Genomic DNA, 14,974 nt, shown 5'->3' on the forward strand with positions numbered 1-14,974 from the left:
CTTACTGCTGCAGGGTTTTGCGCAGCGCGTAGAGTGCTTCCATGGCCTCGCGCGGGGTCATACTGTCCGGGTCGATTTCGGCCAGCGCCGACAAGGCCGGATGGCTGACCTGCGCGGGTTCCGGTTCGGGCAGCGAGGCGAACAGATCATCCTGCGGGCCGCTCGCCACTTCGCGGTTTTCCAGCGCCCGCAAGCGGCGCTTGGCGTCGCGCACCACCGCCGGCGGAATGCCCGCCAGCGCGGCAACTTCGATACCGTAGCTTTGCGAGGCCGAGCCGTCCTGCACCGCATGCAGGAAGACGATGCTGTGGCCATGTTCCACCGCGCCCAGATGCACGTTGGCGCACTCCGGGTAGTCCTGGCCGAGGCGGGTCAGCTCGAAGTAGTGGGTGGAGAAGAGCGAATAGCTGAGATTCTTGTCGAGCAGATGCTTGGCGATCGAATAGGCCAGCGCCATGCCGTCGAAAGTGGAGGTGCCGCGGCCGATTTCGTCCATCAGCACCAGGCTTCTGTCGGTGGCACCGTTGAGGATCGCTGCCGCCTCGGTCATCTCGACCATGAAGGTCGAGCGGCCGGAAGCCAGATCGTCGGATGCGCCGATGCGCGTGAAGATTGCATCGACCGGGCCGATGCGGCAGGCACTCGCCGGCACGAAGGACCCGCAGTGGGCGAGCAGCACGATCAGCGCCACCTGACGCATGTAGGTCGATTTACCGCCCATGTTCGGGCCGGTGACCAGCAGCATGCGGCGCGTCGGGGCGAGGCGGGTGTCATTGCTGATGAAGGCGTCGACCTGACGCTCGACCACCGGATGGCGGCCGGCCGTGATCTCGATGCCGGGCTCGTCCGAGAGCTCGGGCGCGCGATAGTCGAAACGTGCCGCAGCCTGAGCGAAGGCGTTGAGGCCATCGAGCAGGGCCACGGCGTGGGCGATCTGTTGCAGGCGCGGCACTTGCGGTGCGAGTTGGGCGACCAGTGCCTCGTAGAGCATCTTCTCGCGCGCCAGCGAGCGGTCCTGCGCGGACAGGGCCTTGTCCTCGAAGGCCTTCAGTTCGGGCGTGATGTAGCGCTCGGCATTCTTCATGGTCTGGCGCCGGCGGTAGTCCTCCGGCACCTTGTCGGTGTTGGCGTGGGTGACTTCGATGTAGAAGCCATGCACCCGGTTGAACTCGACCTTCAGCGTCGCGATGCCGGTGCGCTCGCGCTCACGCGCTTCCAGCGCGATCAGGAACTCGCCGCAGTTGTTCTGGATGTCGCGCAGCTCGTCCAGCTCCGCGTCATAACCGCGCGCGATCACGCCGCCGTCGCGCACCTGGGTGGCCGGTTCTTCGGCAATCGCGGCGCGCAAGAGCAGGAGTGTGTCGAGCGGGGTTTCCAGATCCATGTGGATGTGCTGTAGGAGACTGGAATCAGCCTGCGGTAGCGGCGCACGCACCGAGTCGAGCGCGCCAAGGCTCTCGCGCAGCGCGGCGAGTTCGCGCGGGCGCACGCTGGTCAGCGCAATGCGGGTGGCGATGCGTTCGATATCGGCAATCGGGCGTAGTGCTGCGGCCACGGCATTAAGCGGGCCATCGCCAGCGTCGCCCAGCAGCGCACCGACTACTGCGTGGCGCTCGCGGCAGGCATTGCGCGAAGCCAGCGGGTGATGCAGGGCATGGCGCAGCCAGCGCGAACCCATGCTGGTTTCGGTCAGGTCCAGCAGCGAGAGCAGGGTGGGCGCAGCTTCGCCGCGCAAGGTTTCGGAGATTTCGAGATTGCGGCGAGTCTGCGCATCCATGCGCAGGTAGTCGCCCTCGCTCTCGACTTTCAGCGTGGTGATGTGGGCGAGCGTCTGGCGCTGGGTGCTGCGCGCGTATTCAAACAGCGCGGCGGCGGCGGCGAGCGCCACGTTCAGCCCTTCGGCGCCGAAGCCTGCCAGATCGCGGGTGCCGAAGTGGCCGGTTAATAGTTCCTGCGCGGTCTTGGCATCGAACTGCCAGTCGGCCAGACGCCGAATCGCCGGCACGCGCGCTTCCAGCGCCGGCAGCTTGAGCGATTCGGGGATCAGCGCCTCGGCCGGGCGCAAGCGCTCCAGATGGCTGATCAGGTTCTCGGGCTCGGTCTCGACCAGGCGGAAGTCGCCATTGGCGAGGTTCAGCCACACTAGCCCCAGTACGCCGCGATGGAGTTGTACCGCCAGCAGCGGCGCCTCGGCGCGTTCGTCCAGCAGGGCGGCGTCGGTCAGGGTGCCGGGGGTGACGATACGCGCCACGGCGCGCTCCATCGGCCCCTTGGTGGCGCCCGGCTCGCCCACTTGCTCAGCGATCACGGCGGATTCGCCCATCTTCACGATCTTTGCCAGATACGGCTCCAGCGCGTGATGCGGTACGCCGGCCATCTTGATCGGCATGCCGCCTGAGGCGCCACGCGTGGTGAGCGTGATGTCCAGAATCCGTGCGGCTTTCTCGGCATCCTCGAAAAACAGCTCGTAGAAGTCGCCCATGCGATAGAAAAGCAGGGTGTCCGGATGCTGGTTCTTGATCCGGAGGTACTGCTGCATCATGGGGGTATGAGCTGCGAGTTCCTGGTCGCTGAGGGGCTTGAAGGGCTGCAAGCTGGGCTTCCTGCTGTGTGGGTGCGAAGCCGGGAATTGTAACAGCTCGGTGAACGTGCCCCTGCAGAAGGCCTGCCCCCAGCGAGCAGGGACAGGCCCGCGGGCAGCTTACCGACGGTGTTCGTTGGCCCAGCCGTAGGCTGCCAGCGAGGTGAAGGCCAGCAGCATCGCCAGTACCGATACCAGCGCCACATAGTGTGCGCCGGCCAGCGCATCCTTCTGCAGCCACAACTGAGTCAGCACGGGCGTCAGGCCGCCGAAGATTGCGTAGGCGATGTTGTAGGCGAAGGACAGGCCTGAGTAACGGATCATGGGTGGGAAGGCGCGCACGCCAACAATGGCCATGGTGGCGATGGCGCCAACGAAGAAGCCCATCAGGCCGTAATTGAACACCAGCTCGCCATAGCTCACGCCGGCGGGCAGCACGGTGAAGAAGTGGTAGGCGCTCAGGGCGAGACCGCCCCAGCTGATCAGCAGCGTCAGACGCATGCCGACGCGATCAGCCAGCCAGCCGAAGAAGCCGCAGCCGAGCACCAGCATCAGGGTGCCGACGCAGTTGGCTTCGAGCGCTGTGGCTGGCGCGATGTGGTGCATCTTCTGGAGCAGGGTCGGCGTCATCAGGATCAGTACCACGACGGCAGTGGACAGCGACCAGGTGTAGGCTCCTGTCAGCAGACAGGCCGCGCGGTGCTCGCGCAGCACGGTCTTGACGGGCATTTCTTCGGCCAGTGCACGCTGTGCGGCGAGTTCCTTGAAAACCGGGGTCTCGGACAGGAAGCGGCGCAGATACACCGAGATGAATCCGAACAGGCCACCGAGGATGAAGGGAATTCGCCAGGCATAGCTGCCGATTTCTTCCTGCGTGAAGCTGCGGTTGATGGCGATCGCGATCAGCGAACCGAGCAGGATGCCGCCGCAGATGCCCGAGGTCAGCACTCCGACGCTGAAACCGGAATGGCGTGGCGGTACGTGTTCGGACACGAAGACCCAAGCGCCTGGCATTTCTCCGCCGATAGCGGCGCCTTGCAGTACGCGCATTGCGAGCAGCAACAATGGGGCGGCCACGCCGATGACCTCATAGGTCGGCAACAGGCCGATGAGCAGGGTGGGCGCCGCCATAAGGAAGATGGACAGCGTGAACATGCGCTTGCGACCGAGTTTGTCGCCGTAGTGCGCAATGATGATGCCGCCCAGCGGGCGCGCCAGATAGCCGGCCGCGAAGATGCCCAGGGTTTGCAGCTGGATCATCCAGTCGGGCAGGGTGGATGGAAAGAACAGGCGGCCCAGTGTGGCCGAGAAGAATACGAAAATGACGAAGTCGTAGAACTCCAGCGTGCCGCCGAGCGCGGACAGGGAAAGAGTCTTGTAGTCCTCGCGTCCCATGGGACGGGATGGTGCAGGGGTCGAATCGTAGGTGGTCATGGTCTGTACATCGAAGTCGCGCCAGCTCGCAGAGGCAAACAACTGCGACCCGAACTCAGCAGACCCGGGCCGGGAGGGGCGTGAGGATTGAGGGGCGTGCCGCAGGAGGAGTCAGCTTGCGCGTGGCGCAGAATTCGCAGGCCGGCCCTGGCCGCCGCACGCATCATCCGCCGTGCGACAGTCGGGGCGGTAATCATATTCGCGCGGCCAATGGCACGCAAATTCCTGCTTTGCAAGCAGGTGTTTTGTGGGGAGCAGGGCAGGTATAGTTTGCGGCTGCCTGGCCGTACCGTCCCCCGAATTGCATGAAAAACGTCTTGCTGTTCCTTGTTGCCTTCCTCTGTCTTGCCCTTGCTGCCGAGGCTGCAGAACCCTCGGTGGTCGTGTCGATCCCGCAGATCCAGGGGCGAGGTGCGCGTAGCCCGCTGGAGGGGCAGAGCGTCACGACCACCGGGGTGGTGAGCTTAGTGACCAATCTCGGCTTCTTCATGCAGGACGAAACTGGTGATGGTGATGAGAGCACTTCGGACGGCATCTACGTGCATCAGGGCCTGATGCCCTGGGTAACGCCAGGAGATCGGGTCAGGGTCCAGGGGGGCGTGAATGAGTATGTGCCGGAGAGCAGCGCGCTGGCGCGCGCCAACCCGCATACCGAACTGACGCGTGTGCAGGTCGATATCCTGAGCTCAGGCCCGTCGCCGGTGCCGAAGCGGATCATGTTTCCCCCGGCAGCAGAGGGCGATCTTGAGCGGGTGGAGGGCATGCTGGTTGAATTGCCCGGGCTGCTGACCGTGACCCAGAACTACTTTCTCGGCCGTTACGGCCAGCTTACGCTGGCAGCAGGTGGGCGCCTGATGCGCCCTCTCAGCCAGTTCGTGGCGGGCTCCGCGGAGGCGCGGGCTCTCGCCGCGGAAAATGCCCGCCGGCGGATCGTGCTCGATGATGGCAGTAGCCGCCAGAATCCGGATCCCACTCCCTATCCGGGCAGCGGGGGGCAGGTGCGGGTCGGGGATCGTGTGCAGTCGCTATTGGGCGTGATCGACTACGGCTTGTCCGGCAACGAGGGAGCCGGGCTGACAGAGTATCGCCTTCATCCCCTTACCCCCCCCCTGTTCACGCGCGGCAATCCGCGTCCCGAGCTGCCTCCGGCGCCGAAAGGCGACCTTCGCATCGCCAGCTTCAATCTGCAGAATTACTTCATTACGCTGGATCGCAGCGGAGCGGACTGCGGACCCGGGGCTTCCCGCAATGATTGCCGCGGCGCCGACAGCGCAATGGAGCTGCAGCGTCAGCGCACCAAGATCATCCACGCCCTGGCGGCCTTGAGCGCGGATGTGGTGGGCTTGCTGGAAGTTGAGAACCGTGGCAACGAAGCGGTGCAGGACTTGGTGGCCGGGTTGAACGATCGGCTGGGAGCCGGGACTTATGCCAGCGTGTCTCTGCCGGAGGGGGGCGCCGGGAGCGATGCGATCCGCAGCGCTATGATCTATCGACCCGCGCGGGTTGTGCCGCTCGGAGCAAGCGTGAGCGATAGCCGCCCGGTACATAACCGCCCCTTGCTGGCGCAGACCCTGGTTGCGCAAGGGCGGCGCTTTAACGTGATCGTGGCTCACTTCAAGTCCAAGGGGCGTTGCCCGTCAGAACCCGGAAGCCTGGATGGGGATCTGGGCGACGGTCAGGGCTGCTGGAATGCCCGGCGGGTGGCGCAGGCGCAGGCGACGCGCACCTTCATCAGCGCCATGCAGCGGCGCAGCGGAGCGCAGGACGTATTGCTGATCGGCGATCTGAATGCCTATGCCCGCGAAGCGCCGGTACTGGACCTGGTTCATAACGGCTTGGTCGACCAGATCGCGCGTTTCGATACGAAGCCCTATTCCTACGTGTTCGACGGAGAGTCGGGCGCGCTCGATCATGCCCTCTCGAACGAAAGCCTATGGCCTCGGATCGTCAGTGCAGGGCATTGGCATATCAATGCCGATGAGCCGGTCTATCTGGATTACAACCTGGAGTTTCGTCAGCCGGCTTGCCGAAGCTGCGCCCCGGATCACTATCAGCCGGATCCGTTCCGCAGCTCGGATCACGATCCGCTCTACGTGGATATCCGGCTGCGCTGAAGCAGTCTGCCCCCTTTGGGGCTGAGCACCCCAAGGGTGCCCCAGCCTTCAGGCTGCCGTGCGCAGCATGCCCTGGGTTTCAATGAAGGCGATGATTTCGGCTAGGCCCTGGCCCGTTTTCTGGTTGCTGAAGACGAAAGGCTTGGCGCCGCGCATCTTCTTCGAGTCGCGATCCATCACCTCCAGCGAGGCGCCCACCAGCGGAGCCAGATCGATCTTGTTGATGACCAGCAGGTCGCTCTTCATGATGCCGGGCCCGCCCTTGCGCGGAATCTTGTCGCCCGCCGAGACGTCGATCACATACAGCGTGAGATCCGAGAGTTCCGGCGAGAAAGTCGCCGCGAGGTTGTCGCCGCCGGACTCCACGAAGATGATCTCCAGACCCGGGAAACGCCGGTTCAACTGGTCGATCGCCTCCAGATTGATCGAGGCATCCTCACGGATCGCCGTGTGCGGGCAACCGCCGGTTTCCACGCCGAGGATGCGCTCGGCCGGCAAGGCCTCGTTGCGCACCAGAAACTGCGCGTCTTCCGCGGTGTAGATATCGTTGGTGACCACTGCGATGTTGTATTTATCGCGCAGGGCCGTACATAAAGCGAGCGTCAAGGCGGTCTTGCCGGAGCCGACCGGGCCGCCGATGCCGACGCGCAGGGGTTGAGATGTTGAGTTCATGTTTCGTACCTCAGGATCTGAAGAGTCTTGTGTATTGGGTTTCGTGTTGGCTGCTTGCCAGCGTCATGCCGGGGGTGAAGTTTTCCCAGTCCTCTGTATCCGCTCGGCGAACGGCTTCAAGCGCGAGGGCCGGCAGGTCTTCGGCCAGCGCGACGAGCATGCGCTGGCCGGCGGTCTGGCCCAGTGGTACCAGTTTCACGGCGGCCATCACCTGATTCTCCAGCCAGGCCCACAGATAGGCGTTGGCGGCGTCTAGCTCCTCGATTTGCCAGTGCGCTGCCGCTGTGGCCCAAGGGGTAGGGAAGGCGATTTCGCGCAGCTCGAGCAACGCGGTTTTGGTGGCCTCTGGTGTGTCCGGCAGATCGCGCAACAGGCGCGCCAGCGAGTAGCCCATTTGCAGGGTTTCGGCGCGCAATTCGCTGGTTTCGCGGGTGGCGATGAACTCAGCGTTCAGACGCGCCACTTCGCAAGCGTTGCCCGCTTTCCATGCCCGCAGCAGACCGATCAGGGCTGGGGCTTCACAGCGGGCCAGTGCTAAATGCAGGGCGTCGCGAATCCAGCGTTGCGCGGCGGCTTCTGACGTGACCGCGCCCGATTCAACCGCCCATTCCAGCCCTTGCGAGTAAGAGAAGGCGCCGACCGGCAAGGCCGGGCTGGCGAGATGCAGCAGGCGTACGAGTTGCAGGTTCAAGCGCTGCCGCCCATGACGTGGATCTTGGCTTCAGTGGCGCCACGCTCAGAGTGGTGATGGCCTGGGGCATAGGCGCCAGCTTCAGGTTCGAAAGCAGCTACGATGTGTAGCAGCTCGGCGCCGAGGCCTTCGAGCATGTGTTCGAGCACGTGATCCTGCTGGATGCGCAAAGCGCCTTCGCCGACCTGCACGGCGACGTGACGGTTACCGAGGTGGTAAGCGGTGCGGGCCAGCTCAAAAGCGCTGGCGCAGCGGGCTTCGACCAGTGCTTCGGGCGCTGCGATCACTTCCACGATGCGGCCATCCTTGGCCTGCAGCTTGTCGCCACCGCGCAGAATGGTGCCGCGCGGCAGGAAGAGGCCCACCTCTTCACCGGAGGCGAGTTTGGTGCGCAGGCGGCTCTTGGTACGGGCGTCGAAATCGAGGATCAGTTTTTCAGTGGCCGGGGTGTCGGCGGGGCCGAGGGATTCGATCAGGAGCATGTCAACAAATTCGGATTGGACGTCATTCCGGCGAAGGCCGGAATCCAGTGTTTCGTGGCATCTGGATCCTGGCCTGCGCCGGGATGACGGCGATTAAAAGAGGAAGTAGCGTTGTGCCATCGGCAGGCTGGTCGCTGGTTCGCAGGTCAGCAATTCGCCATCGGCACGCACTTCATAGGTTTCGGCGTCGACCGAAATGTCGCCACACCAGTCGTTGTGGATCATGTCGGCCTTGGTGACGCCCCGGATGTTCTTCACTGCCACGAGTGGCTTGGCGAGGCCCAGATCCTTGAGTGTGCCTTTGTCCAGTGAGGCTTGTGACACGAAGGTCAGCGATGTCTTCAGGCCGCCGGCGAAGGCGCCGAACATCGGGCGGTAGTGCACCGGCTGCGGCGTGGGGATCGAAGCGTTCGCGTCACCCATCGCGGCGGCGGCGATCATGCCGCCCTTGATGATGGTGGAGGGTTTCACGCCGAAGAAGGCCGGGCGCCAGACCACCAGATCGGCGAACTTGCCGACCTCGACCGAGCCGACCACATGGCTGATGCCGTGAGCGATGGCCGGGTTGATGGTGTATTTGGCGATGTAGCGTTTGGCGCGGAAGTTGTCATTGCGCTCACCGTCGCCCTTTAGCGCGCCGCGCTGCTGCTTCATCTTGTGCGCGGTCTGCCAGGTGCGGATGATCACCTCACCGACGCGGCCCATGGCCTGCGAGTCGGAAGAGAACATCGATAGCGCGCCGATGTCGTGCAGGATGTCTTCGGCGGCAATCGTTTCGCGGCGGATGCGCGATTCGGCAAAGGCCACGTCTTCAGCAATTGAAGCATCAAGGTGGTGGCAGACCATCAGCATGTCCAGATGCTCGTCGATGGTGTTCACCGTGTAGGGGCGCGTCGGGTTGGTCGAGCTGGGCAGCACGTTCTTCATGCCGGCGAGCTTGACGATGTCCGGCGCGTGGCCGCCGCCCGCGCCTTCGGTGTGGAAGGTGTGGATGGTGCGGCCCTTGAAGGCGGCGGCGGTGTCTTCCACGAAACCGGATTCGTTGAGGGTGTCGGAGTGGATGGCGACTTGCACATCCAGCTCTTCGGCGACGCCCAGACAGGTGTCGATAGCCTGCGGGGTGGTGCCCCAGTCTTCATGCAGCTTGAGGCCGATGGCGCCGGCTTCAACCTGTTCCCTCAATGGCCCCGGCAGGCTCACATTGCCCTTGCCGAGAAAGCCCAGGTTCATCGGGAAGGCGTCAGCCGCCTGCAGCATGCGCGCGATGTGCCAGGGGCCGGGCGTGCAGGTGGTGGCAAAGGTGCCGGTGGCCGGGCCGGTGCCACCGCCGATCATGGTGGTCACGCCACTCATGAGCGCTTCGTCGATCTGCTGCGGGCAGATGAAGTGGATGTGGGTGTCGATGCCGCCGGCGGTGATGATCTGGCCTTCGCCGGCAATCACTTCGGTAGCTGCGCCGATGGCGATGGTCACGCCCGGCTGCACGTCCGGATTGCCTGCCTTGCCGATGCCGGAGATGTAACCGTTCTTGATGCCGATGTCGGCCTTGACGATGCCCCAGTGGTCGATGATCAGCGCATTGGTGATCACGGTGTCGGCTACCTCTGCGGCGGGCAGCTGGCTCTGGCCCATGCCGTCGCGGATCACCTTGCCGCCACCGAACTTAACTTCCTCGCCGAGGATGGTGAAGTCTTTCTCGACTTCGATGATCAGGTCGGTGTCGGCCAGACGCAGGCGGTCGCCGACGGTGGGGCCGAACATTTCCGCGTAGGCGCGGCGGGAAATCTTTGCCATGTCAGAGTGCTCCTTGCACGAGGCCGCGGAAGCCGAAAACCTTGCGCTCGCCGGCGTAATCCACCAGCTCCACCGTGCGGCTCTGGCCTGGTTCGAAACGCACGGCCGTGCCGCTGGCGATGTTCAGACGCATGCCGTGGGCGGCGGCTCGGTCAAAGGCGAGCGCTGCATTGGTTTCGGCAAAGTGGTAGTGCGAGCCGACCTGGATCGGCCGGTCGCCGGTATTGGCTACGCTCAGGCTGAGGGAGCGGCGGCCGACGTTGAGTTCGTGCTCGCCGTCATCCACAAGAAGTTCGCCGGGGATCATCGTGAGCTCCTCAAGCTGCCAGCAGGGTGAAACCGAACAGGGCGACGGCTGCACCACACAGGCGCGGCAGCCACACGCTGCGTTCCAGCGCGAAGCGGGCCAGCAACATGCCGAAGACATGCAAGGTCAATGTGCCGGCGACCATGCCGGAGAGCGCGGCCAGTGCTTGTTGGGCTGGCAGCTCGGCACCGTGGGCGAGGCCGTGGAAGAGTGCAAAGGCTGCGGCAATCGCTGCGCCGACGATGGCGGGCAGTTTCACCTGCAGGCCGACCAGCAGGCCCAGCACCAATAGCGAAGTAGCGATCATCGGTTCGACGGCGCCAGCCTGTACGCCTGAGAACGCGAGCAGGCCGCCGATCAGCAGCACGCCGGCAAAGGCCGCAGGCGTGATGAGGGCGGCACGTGTGTTGTGGCGGAAGGCCAGCATGCTCCACACGCCGACCATGATCATGGCGGCCATGTGGTCCAGACCGGTGAAGGGGTGGCTGAATCCGGCAAACAGGGCCGAGCCGTGGACATGATCACCACCGGCATGGGCGAAGGCGAAGGCGGGGAGCAGAGCGGCGAGGGCAATCAGAGCGCGTTTCATGGTGGACTCCTTGAGGGATTAAGCGCGTGAAGAAATCGTAGCGAGCGCGACAAGGCCGAAGTGAGGCGTGGCGGCGTACGCAAGTACCTTGAGCACCGCAACTTCGGGATTGGCGTGCGCAGTAGATTTATTCATGTGCGTCAGATGATCGGGTGGTGGACGGTGACGAGCTTGGTGCCGTCGGGGAATGTGGCTTCAACCTGGATCTCGGGGATCATCTCGGCGATCCCGTCCATCACATCGTCGCGGCTGAGCAAAGTCGTGCCATAGCTCATCAGCTCGGCAACACTGCGCCCGTCGCGGGCGCCTTCCATGATCGCAGCGCTGATGAACGCCACGGCCTCCGGGTAGTTGAGCTTCAAGCCACGCGCCTTGCGGCGTTCAGCGAGCAGGCCGGCGGTGAAGATCAGCAGCTTGTCTTTTTCGCGGGGGGTGAGTTCCATGGTATGTCCTGTGGTGAAGTGCTTGTTGTAGGAGCGGCTTCAGCGGCGAACAACATTCACGGCTGAAGCCGCTCCTACAGGATTCGGGGTGTTCAGGTTTTCCAGATGCGGGGGGCTACAGCCTCGCGTTGCAATACATGCGGCCGGGCCATGGCCCAGACTGCTTCGAAATACTGGCGGATCGCTTCGGCAGAGTCTGCCATGGCGCGAATGATCGTAACCTGTGGCAGGGCCGATAGCCCATATGTGCCGGTGCTGATGGCGAGCGAGCGCAGCGATTCGGTGAGCGTAGCGTCCGGCGTAATGCCGGCCAGCCACAGCGTGCCGAAAATCCGCTTGTTATTGAGCCCGACAGGCGAGCGCATGGTGCTGTCCGAGCCTTGCAGATGCATGGCTTCCTGCCAGAGTGGCGTACCGTCCGGGCGCTGCAGGCGCAGGCGCTGACGGAATGAGCCGGTCCTGAAGTCTTCGCCGCTGGCCTGACGGCCCAGACACAGGATGTCCCAACCGATGGCGCGGGCGCCTTCGGCGAGGTTGATGGTGGTGGTGGCGCGCGCTTGTGCCTGATCGAAGACGATCACTTCCTGCGGCAGCCATTCCAGTTTGCCGCCAGCGGCCACGCTCAGTGTGATGTCCTGCGTGGCAAGGGGCTGATCCACTCCGCGCGCCTTGTACCACTTGCCCGCGCCGGGCGTGGTGAGCTGGGCGTGAGCATCGGCGGCGACTTCGACTTCGATCTGCAACTGGTCACCGCCGGCGATGCCTGCCGGCGGATGCAGCATCAGGATCTGGCAGACCGGATCGCCTTCCGGATAGAGCGCCTTCTGCACACGCAGCGGGCCGTAGTGCTGATTGCGGGCGAGCACGCTGCGCCCCGTCCGGTTCTCCACGCGCAAGGCGAGCGAAGCCTGCCAGCCTTGGGGCTGGGTGAGGGGGGGCAGGAGCGTCGGATCAGCGGGGGCGTTCACTCGAGTTCAGGTTCAAAAGCCTATCCCGGTGCATAGCAAGAGCGGTGCCATGTCGGGGAAACGACTCCCGGCAGTACGCACACAGGTTTGAAGCTTGTTTTTAGTGCATCAGCACGTGCTTGGTGCGTGATGATGCACCAGAGTTGGGTGTTAAGTCAGATGGCGACCAGACTCTTCACATTCTCCGCCTGCATCTCGCTGCCGGGGCCTGCCTTGACAATTTCGCCGCGCGCCATGACTGCGTACTGATCGGCGAGCGACTCGGCGAAATCATAATACTGTTCGACCAGCAGGATGGCCATTTCACTCCCTTCGGCGAGCTTGCGGATGGCCGCGCCGATGTCCTTGATGATCGAGGGCTGGATACCTTCGGTGGGTTCATCGAGAATCAGCAGCTTGGGGCGCATGACCAGCGCGCGGCCGATGGCAAGCTGCTGTTGCTGGCCGCCGGAGAGGTCACCGCCGCGGCGCCCAAGCATGTCTTTCAGCACGGGGAACATCTCGTAGATGTAGCCCGGCACGCCGCGCGAGGCCTTGCCATTGGCCAGCCCCATCAGCAGGTTCTCTTCCACCGTGAGGCGTGGGAAGATCTCGCGCCCCTGCGGCACATAGGCCATGCCCAGCCCGGCGCGGGTATAGGGCGCGGCCTTGGTGATGTCACGGCCGTCAAAAGATACCGAGCCTTTGGCCACCGGCAACAGGCCCATCAGGCATTTGAGGAGCGTGGTCTTGCCCACGCCGTTGCGGCCCAGCAGGGTGGTGACTTCGCCTTGCTTGAGCGAAAGCGAAACGCCGCGCAGGGTATGGCTGCCGCCGTAATACTGGTTGAGGTTTTCGATGGTCAGCATATTCATTCCGTAGGGTGCGCAATGCGCACCATCCATGCGGTGCGCAATGCGCACCCTACATATCCCGGCTAGCGGCCGAGATACACCTCAATCACTCGTTCATCGTTCTGCACCTGCTCGAGCGAGCCTTCGGCCAGCACATGGCCTTCGTGCAGACAGGTGACCTTGCCGTTGCGGGCGGAGATCTGCTTGATGAAATCCATGTCGTGCTCCACCACCACCAGGGTGTAGTCGCCAGCCAGCTCTAGGAACAGCTCACCGCTGCGCTCGGTTTCTTCATCGGTCATGCCGGCCGCAGGTTCATCCAGCAACAGAAGCAGGGGTTCCTGCATCAGCAGCATGCCGATCTCCAGCCATTGCTTCTGGCCGTGCGAGAGCAAGCCGGCGGGCCGATGGGCCTGCTCCTTGAGGCGGATGAGTTCGAGCTTCTGCTCGATCTTGCTGCGCGCTTCGCCGGTAAGCTTGAAGAACAGGCTGGACCAGATGCCCTTGTCGGTCTTCATCGCCAGTTCCAGGTTTTCGAACACGGAGAGCTCTTCGAACACGGTCGGCTTCTGGAACTTGCGACCGATACCGGCGTGCGCGATCTGCGCCTCGTTGAGCTTGGTCAGATCGATGGTCTGGCCGAAGAAAGCGGTGCCGGCGCTGGGACGGGTCTTGCCGGTGATCACATCCATCATGGTGGTTTTGCCGGCGCCGTTGGGGCCGATGATGGAGCGCAGCTCACCCTTGTCGATGGCGAGATTCAGATTGTTGATCGCCTTGAAACCGTCGAAGGATACGGTGATGCCTTCGAGGTAGAGGATCACGCCGTGCGTGGTGTCGAGCTGGCTCGAATCAACCGGGCGCTCCAGGCCTACGGCACGGTCGAAGGCGCTCTCGGCGCCGGAGATCGGCAGACCGGGTTTCTTTTCTGTGGTCGCAGCGGCGTTCATGCGCGCTTCTCCTGCTTGCTGAAATAGCTCTGGATCTGGCCGACCACGCCGCGTGGCAGCCACAGGGTGACGAGGATGAAGATCAGGCCGAGGAAGTAGAGCCACACTTCGGGGAAGGCGACGGTGAACCAGCTCTTCACGCCGTTGATGAGGCCGGCACCGATCAGCGGGCCGATCAGGGTGCCGCGCCCGCCCACCGCCGTCCAGATGGCGATTTCGATCGAGTTGGCCGGGCTCATTTCACCGGGGTTGATGATGCCCACTTGTGGCACGTAGAGCGCTCCAGCAATCGCGCAGATCACGGCGGACAGGGTCCAGATGAAGAGCTTGTAGGGCAGCGGGTTGTAGCCGGAGAACATGACGCGCGACTCGGCATCGCGGATCGCGGCGAGCACCCGGCCGAGCTTGCTGGTAACGATGTAGCGGCCCAGCAGCAGAAAGCCGATCAGCGCCGTGGCGGTCAGGCCGAAGAGCACGACACGGGTTTCCGGCGCTGCGATGTGAAAGCCGAGGATGCGCTTGAAATCGGTGAAACCGTTGTTGCCGCCAAAACCCGTTTCGTTGCGGAAGAACAGCAGCATCGCGGCGTAAGTCATGGCCTGGGTGATGATCGAGAAATACACCCCCTTGATGCGCGAGCGGAAGGCGAAGTAGCCGAAGATGAAGGCCAGGAGGCCCGGCACCAGTACCACCAGCAGCATGGCCCACAGGAAGTGTTCGGTGCCTTGCCAGTACCAGGGCAGCTCCTTCCAGTTCAGGAAGACCATGAAGTCCGGCAGGTCGCTCTGGTAGTTGCCTTCGCGGCCGATGGCGCGCATCAGGTACATGCCCATGCCATAGCCGCCGAGGGCGAAGAAGATGCCGTGACCCAGCGAGAGGATGCCGGTGTAGCCCCACACCAGATCCATGGCCAATGCCACGATGGCGTAGCACATGATCTTGCCGATCAGCGTCACCCAGTAGGTGGAGAGGTGCAGGGCGCTGGTTTCCGGCACGACGAGGTTGAGGATGGGGACCAGAATCAGCGTGACGGCGGCAAAGGCGGCCAGTGCTGCCCAGGCCTTGGGGCCGAAGAGGCGGGCGGTGAGGGTCTTGTTCATTACTTGTAGCTCCACG

General features: G+C 63.8%; 14 protein-coding genes. 1 reads left to right on the forward strand and 13 read right to left on the reverse strand.

The genetic code is table 11. The features are described from left to right. Nucleotide 1 precedes the first annotated feature (1 nt). Together mutS and HJ583_RS04715 are read right to left on the reverse strand one after the other, a co-directional pair. Nucleotides 2–2,539: a DNA mismatch repair protein MutS gene (gene mutS, locus HJ583_RS04710; RefSeq protein WP_408058179.1), complete on the reverse strand. Its 2,538-nt coding sequence runs from the start codon at nucleotides 2,537–2,539 to the stop codon at nucleotides 2–4. Nucleotides 2,540–2,701: 162 nt separating this feature from the next. After that, nucleotides 2,702–4,015: an MFS transporter gene (locus HJ583_RS04715; protein WP_101941671.1), complete on the reverse strand. Its 1,314-nt coding sequence runs from the start codon at nucleotides 4,013–4,015 to the stop codon at nucleotides 2,702–2,704. Between the two features lie 305 nt (nucleotides 4,016–4,320). Between HJ583_RS04715 and HJ583_RS04720 the strand changes: the two genes are divergently transcribed. Continuing rightward, nucleotides 4,321–6,129, forward strand: coding sequence for an ExeM/NucH family extracellular endonuclease (locus tag HJ583_RS04720; protein ID WP_170020850.1), 1,809 nt, complete (start codon nucleotides 4,321–4,323; stop codon nucleotides 6,127–6,129). A gap of 48 nt (nucleotides 6,130–6,177) precedes the next feature. On the opposite strand, the gene ureG is transcribed toward HJ583_RS04720, so the two are convergent. From ureG to urtC, 11 genes are all read right to left on the reverse strand, one after another. Then, the gene (ureG, locus tag HJ583_RS04725; RefSeq protein ID WP_170020851.1) at nucleotides 6,178–6,801 is read right to left on the reverse strand and encodes an urease accessory protein UreG; all 624 of its coding nucleotides are present in this window, start codon (nucleotides 6,799–6,801) and stop codon (nucleotides 6,178–6,180) included. A 10-nt stretch (nucleotides 6,802–6,811) separates the two neighbouring features. Then, a complete protein-coding gene (locus tag HJ583_RS04730; RefSeq protein ID WP_217423319.1) occupies nucleotides 6,812–7,486 on the reverse strand; it encodes an urease accessory protein UreF in 675 nt (224 codons plus the stop codon). A 2-nt stretch (nucleotides 7,487–7,488) separates the two neighbouring features. Continuing rightward, nucleotides 7,489–7,974: an urease accessory protein UreE gene (ureE, locus tag HJ583_RS04735; protein WP_170020853.1), complete on the reverse strand. Its 486-nt coding sequence runs from the start codon at nucleotides 7,972–7,974 to the stop codon at nucleotides 7,489–7,491. A 93-nt stretch (nucleotides 7,975–8,067) separates the two neighbouring features. After that, nucleotides 8,068–9,768 carry an urease subunit alpha gene (gene ureC / locus HJ583_RS04740; RefSeq protein ID WP_170020854.1) on the reverse strand — a complete coding sequence of 567 codons (1,701 nt, stop codon included), beginning with the start codon at nucleotides 9,766–9,768 and terminating at the stop codon, nucleotides 8,068–8,070. A 1-nt stretch (nucleotide 9,769) separates the two neighbouring features. Then, nucleotides 9,770–10,075: an urease subunit beta gene (locus tag HJ583_RS04745; RefSeq protein ID WP_170020855.1), complete on the reverse strand. Its 306-nt coding sequence runs from the start codon at nucleotides 10,073–10,075 to the stop codon at nucleotides 9,770–9,772. Nucleotides 10,076–10,085: 10 nt separating this feature from the next. Then, nucleotides 10,086–10,664: a HupE/UreJ family protein gene (locus tag HJ583_RS04750; protein WP_170020856.1), complete on the reverse strand. Its 579-nt coding sequence runs from the start codon at nucleotides 10,662–10,664 to the stop codon at nucleotides 10,086–10,088. 140 nt (nucleotides 10,665–10,804) lie between these two features. Then, on the reverse strand, nucleotides 10,805–11,107 hold the full coding sequence (ureA, locus tag HJ583_RS04755) for an urease subunit gamma (RefSeq protein WP_170020857.1): 303 nt from the start codon (nucleotides 11,105–11,107) through the stop codon (nucleotides 10,805–10,807). A gap of 92 nt (nucleotides 11,108–11,199) precedes the next feature. Continuing rightward, entirely contained in the window at nucleotides 11,200–12,075 is an 876-nt protein-coding gene (locus HJ583_RS04760; RefSeq protein WP_170020858.1) for an urease accessory protein UreD, read from the reverse strand. Nucleotides 12,076–12,230: 155 nt separating this feature from the next. Continuing rightward, the gene (gene urtE / locus HJ583_RS04765) at nucleotides 12,231–12,923 is read right to left on the reverse strand and encodes an urea ABC transporter ATP-binding subunit UrtE (RefSeq protein WP_170020859.1); all 693 of its coding nucleotides are present in this window, start codon (nucleotides 12,921–12,923) and stop codon (nucleotides 12,231–12,233) included. A 68-nt stretch (nucleotides 12,924–12,991) separates the two neighbouring features. Next, nucleotides 12,992–13,858 (reverse strand): urea ABC transporter ATP-binding protein UrtD, encoded by an 867-nt coding sequence (gene urtD / locus HJ583_RS04770; RefSeq protein ID WP_170020860.1) that lies wholly within the window; start codon nucleotides 13,856–13,858, stop codon nucleotides 12,992–12,994. Beyond that, on the reverse strand, nucleotides 13,855–14,958 hold the full coding sequence (gene urtC / locus HJ583_RS04775; protein ID WP_170020861.1) for an urea ABC transporter permease subunit UrtC: 1,104 nt from the start codon (nucleotides 14,956–14,958) through the stop codon (nucleotides 13,855–13,857). The genes urtD and urtC overlap by 4 nt, the downstream gene beginning before the upstream one ends. Nucleotides 14,959–14,974: the final 16 nt, after the last annotated feature.

Origin of the sequence: Uliginosibacterium aquaticum (genome assembly GCF_012972705.2) — a bacterium.
Classification (GTDB): domain Bacteria; phylum Pseudomonadota; class Gammaproteobacteria; order Burkholderiales; family Rhodocyclaceae; genus Uliginosibacterium; species Uliginosibacterium aquaticum.

What these genes read in the sequence shown, in the direction of transcription:
- mutS (WP_408058179.1), bottom strand. Translation starts at nt 2,539, where the DNA reads ATGCAGCAGTACCTCCGGATCAAGAACCAGCATCCGGACACCCTGCTT.
- HJ583_RS04715 (WP_101941671.1), bottom strand. Translation starts at nt 4,015, where the DNA reads ATGACCACCTACGATTCGACCCCTGCACCATCCCGTCCCATGGGACGC.
- HJ583_RS04720 (WP_170020850.1), top strand. Translation starts at nt 4,321, where the DNA reads ATGAAAAACGTCTTGCTGTTCCTTGTTGCCTTCCTCTGTCTTGCCCTT.
- ureG (WP_170020851.1), bottom strand. Translation starts at nt 6,801, where the DNA reads ATGAACTCAACATCTCAACCCCTGCGCGTCGGCATCGGCGGCCCGGTC.
- ureE (WP_170020853.1), bottom strand. Translation starts at nt 7,974, where the DNA reads ATGCTCCTGATCGAATCCCTCGGCCCCGCCGACACCCCGGCCACTGAA.
- ureC (WP_170020854.1), bottom strand. Translation starts at nt 9,768, where the DNA reads ATGGCAAAGATTTCCCGCCGCGCCTACGCGGAAATGTTCGGCCCCACC.
- HJ583_RS04745 (WP_170020855.1), bottom strand. Translation starts at nt 10,075, where the DNA reads ATGATCCCCGGCGAACTTCTTGTGGATGACGGCGAGCACGAACTCAAC.
- HJ583_RS04750 (WP_170020856.1), bottom strand. Translation starts at nt 10,664, where the DNA reads ATGAAACGCGCTCTGATTGCCCTCGCCGCTCTGCTCCCCGCCTTCGCC.
- ureA (WP_170020857.1), bottom strand. Translation starts at nt 11,107, where the DNA reads ATGGAACTCACCCCCCGCGAAAAAGACAAGCTGCTGATCTTCACCGCC.
- urtE (WP_170020859.1), bottom strand. Translation starts at nt 12,923, where the DNA reads ATGCTGACCATCGAAAACCTCAACCAGTATTACGGCGGCAGCCATACC.
- urtD (WP_170020860.1), bottom strand. Translation starts at nt 13,858, where the DNA reads ATGAACGCCGCTGCGACCACAGAAAAGAAACCCGGTCTGCCGATCTCC.
- urtC (WP_170020861.1), bottom strand. Translation starts at nt 14,958, where the DNA reads ATGAACAAGACCCTCACCGCCCGCCTCTTCGGCCCCAAGGCCTGGGCA.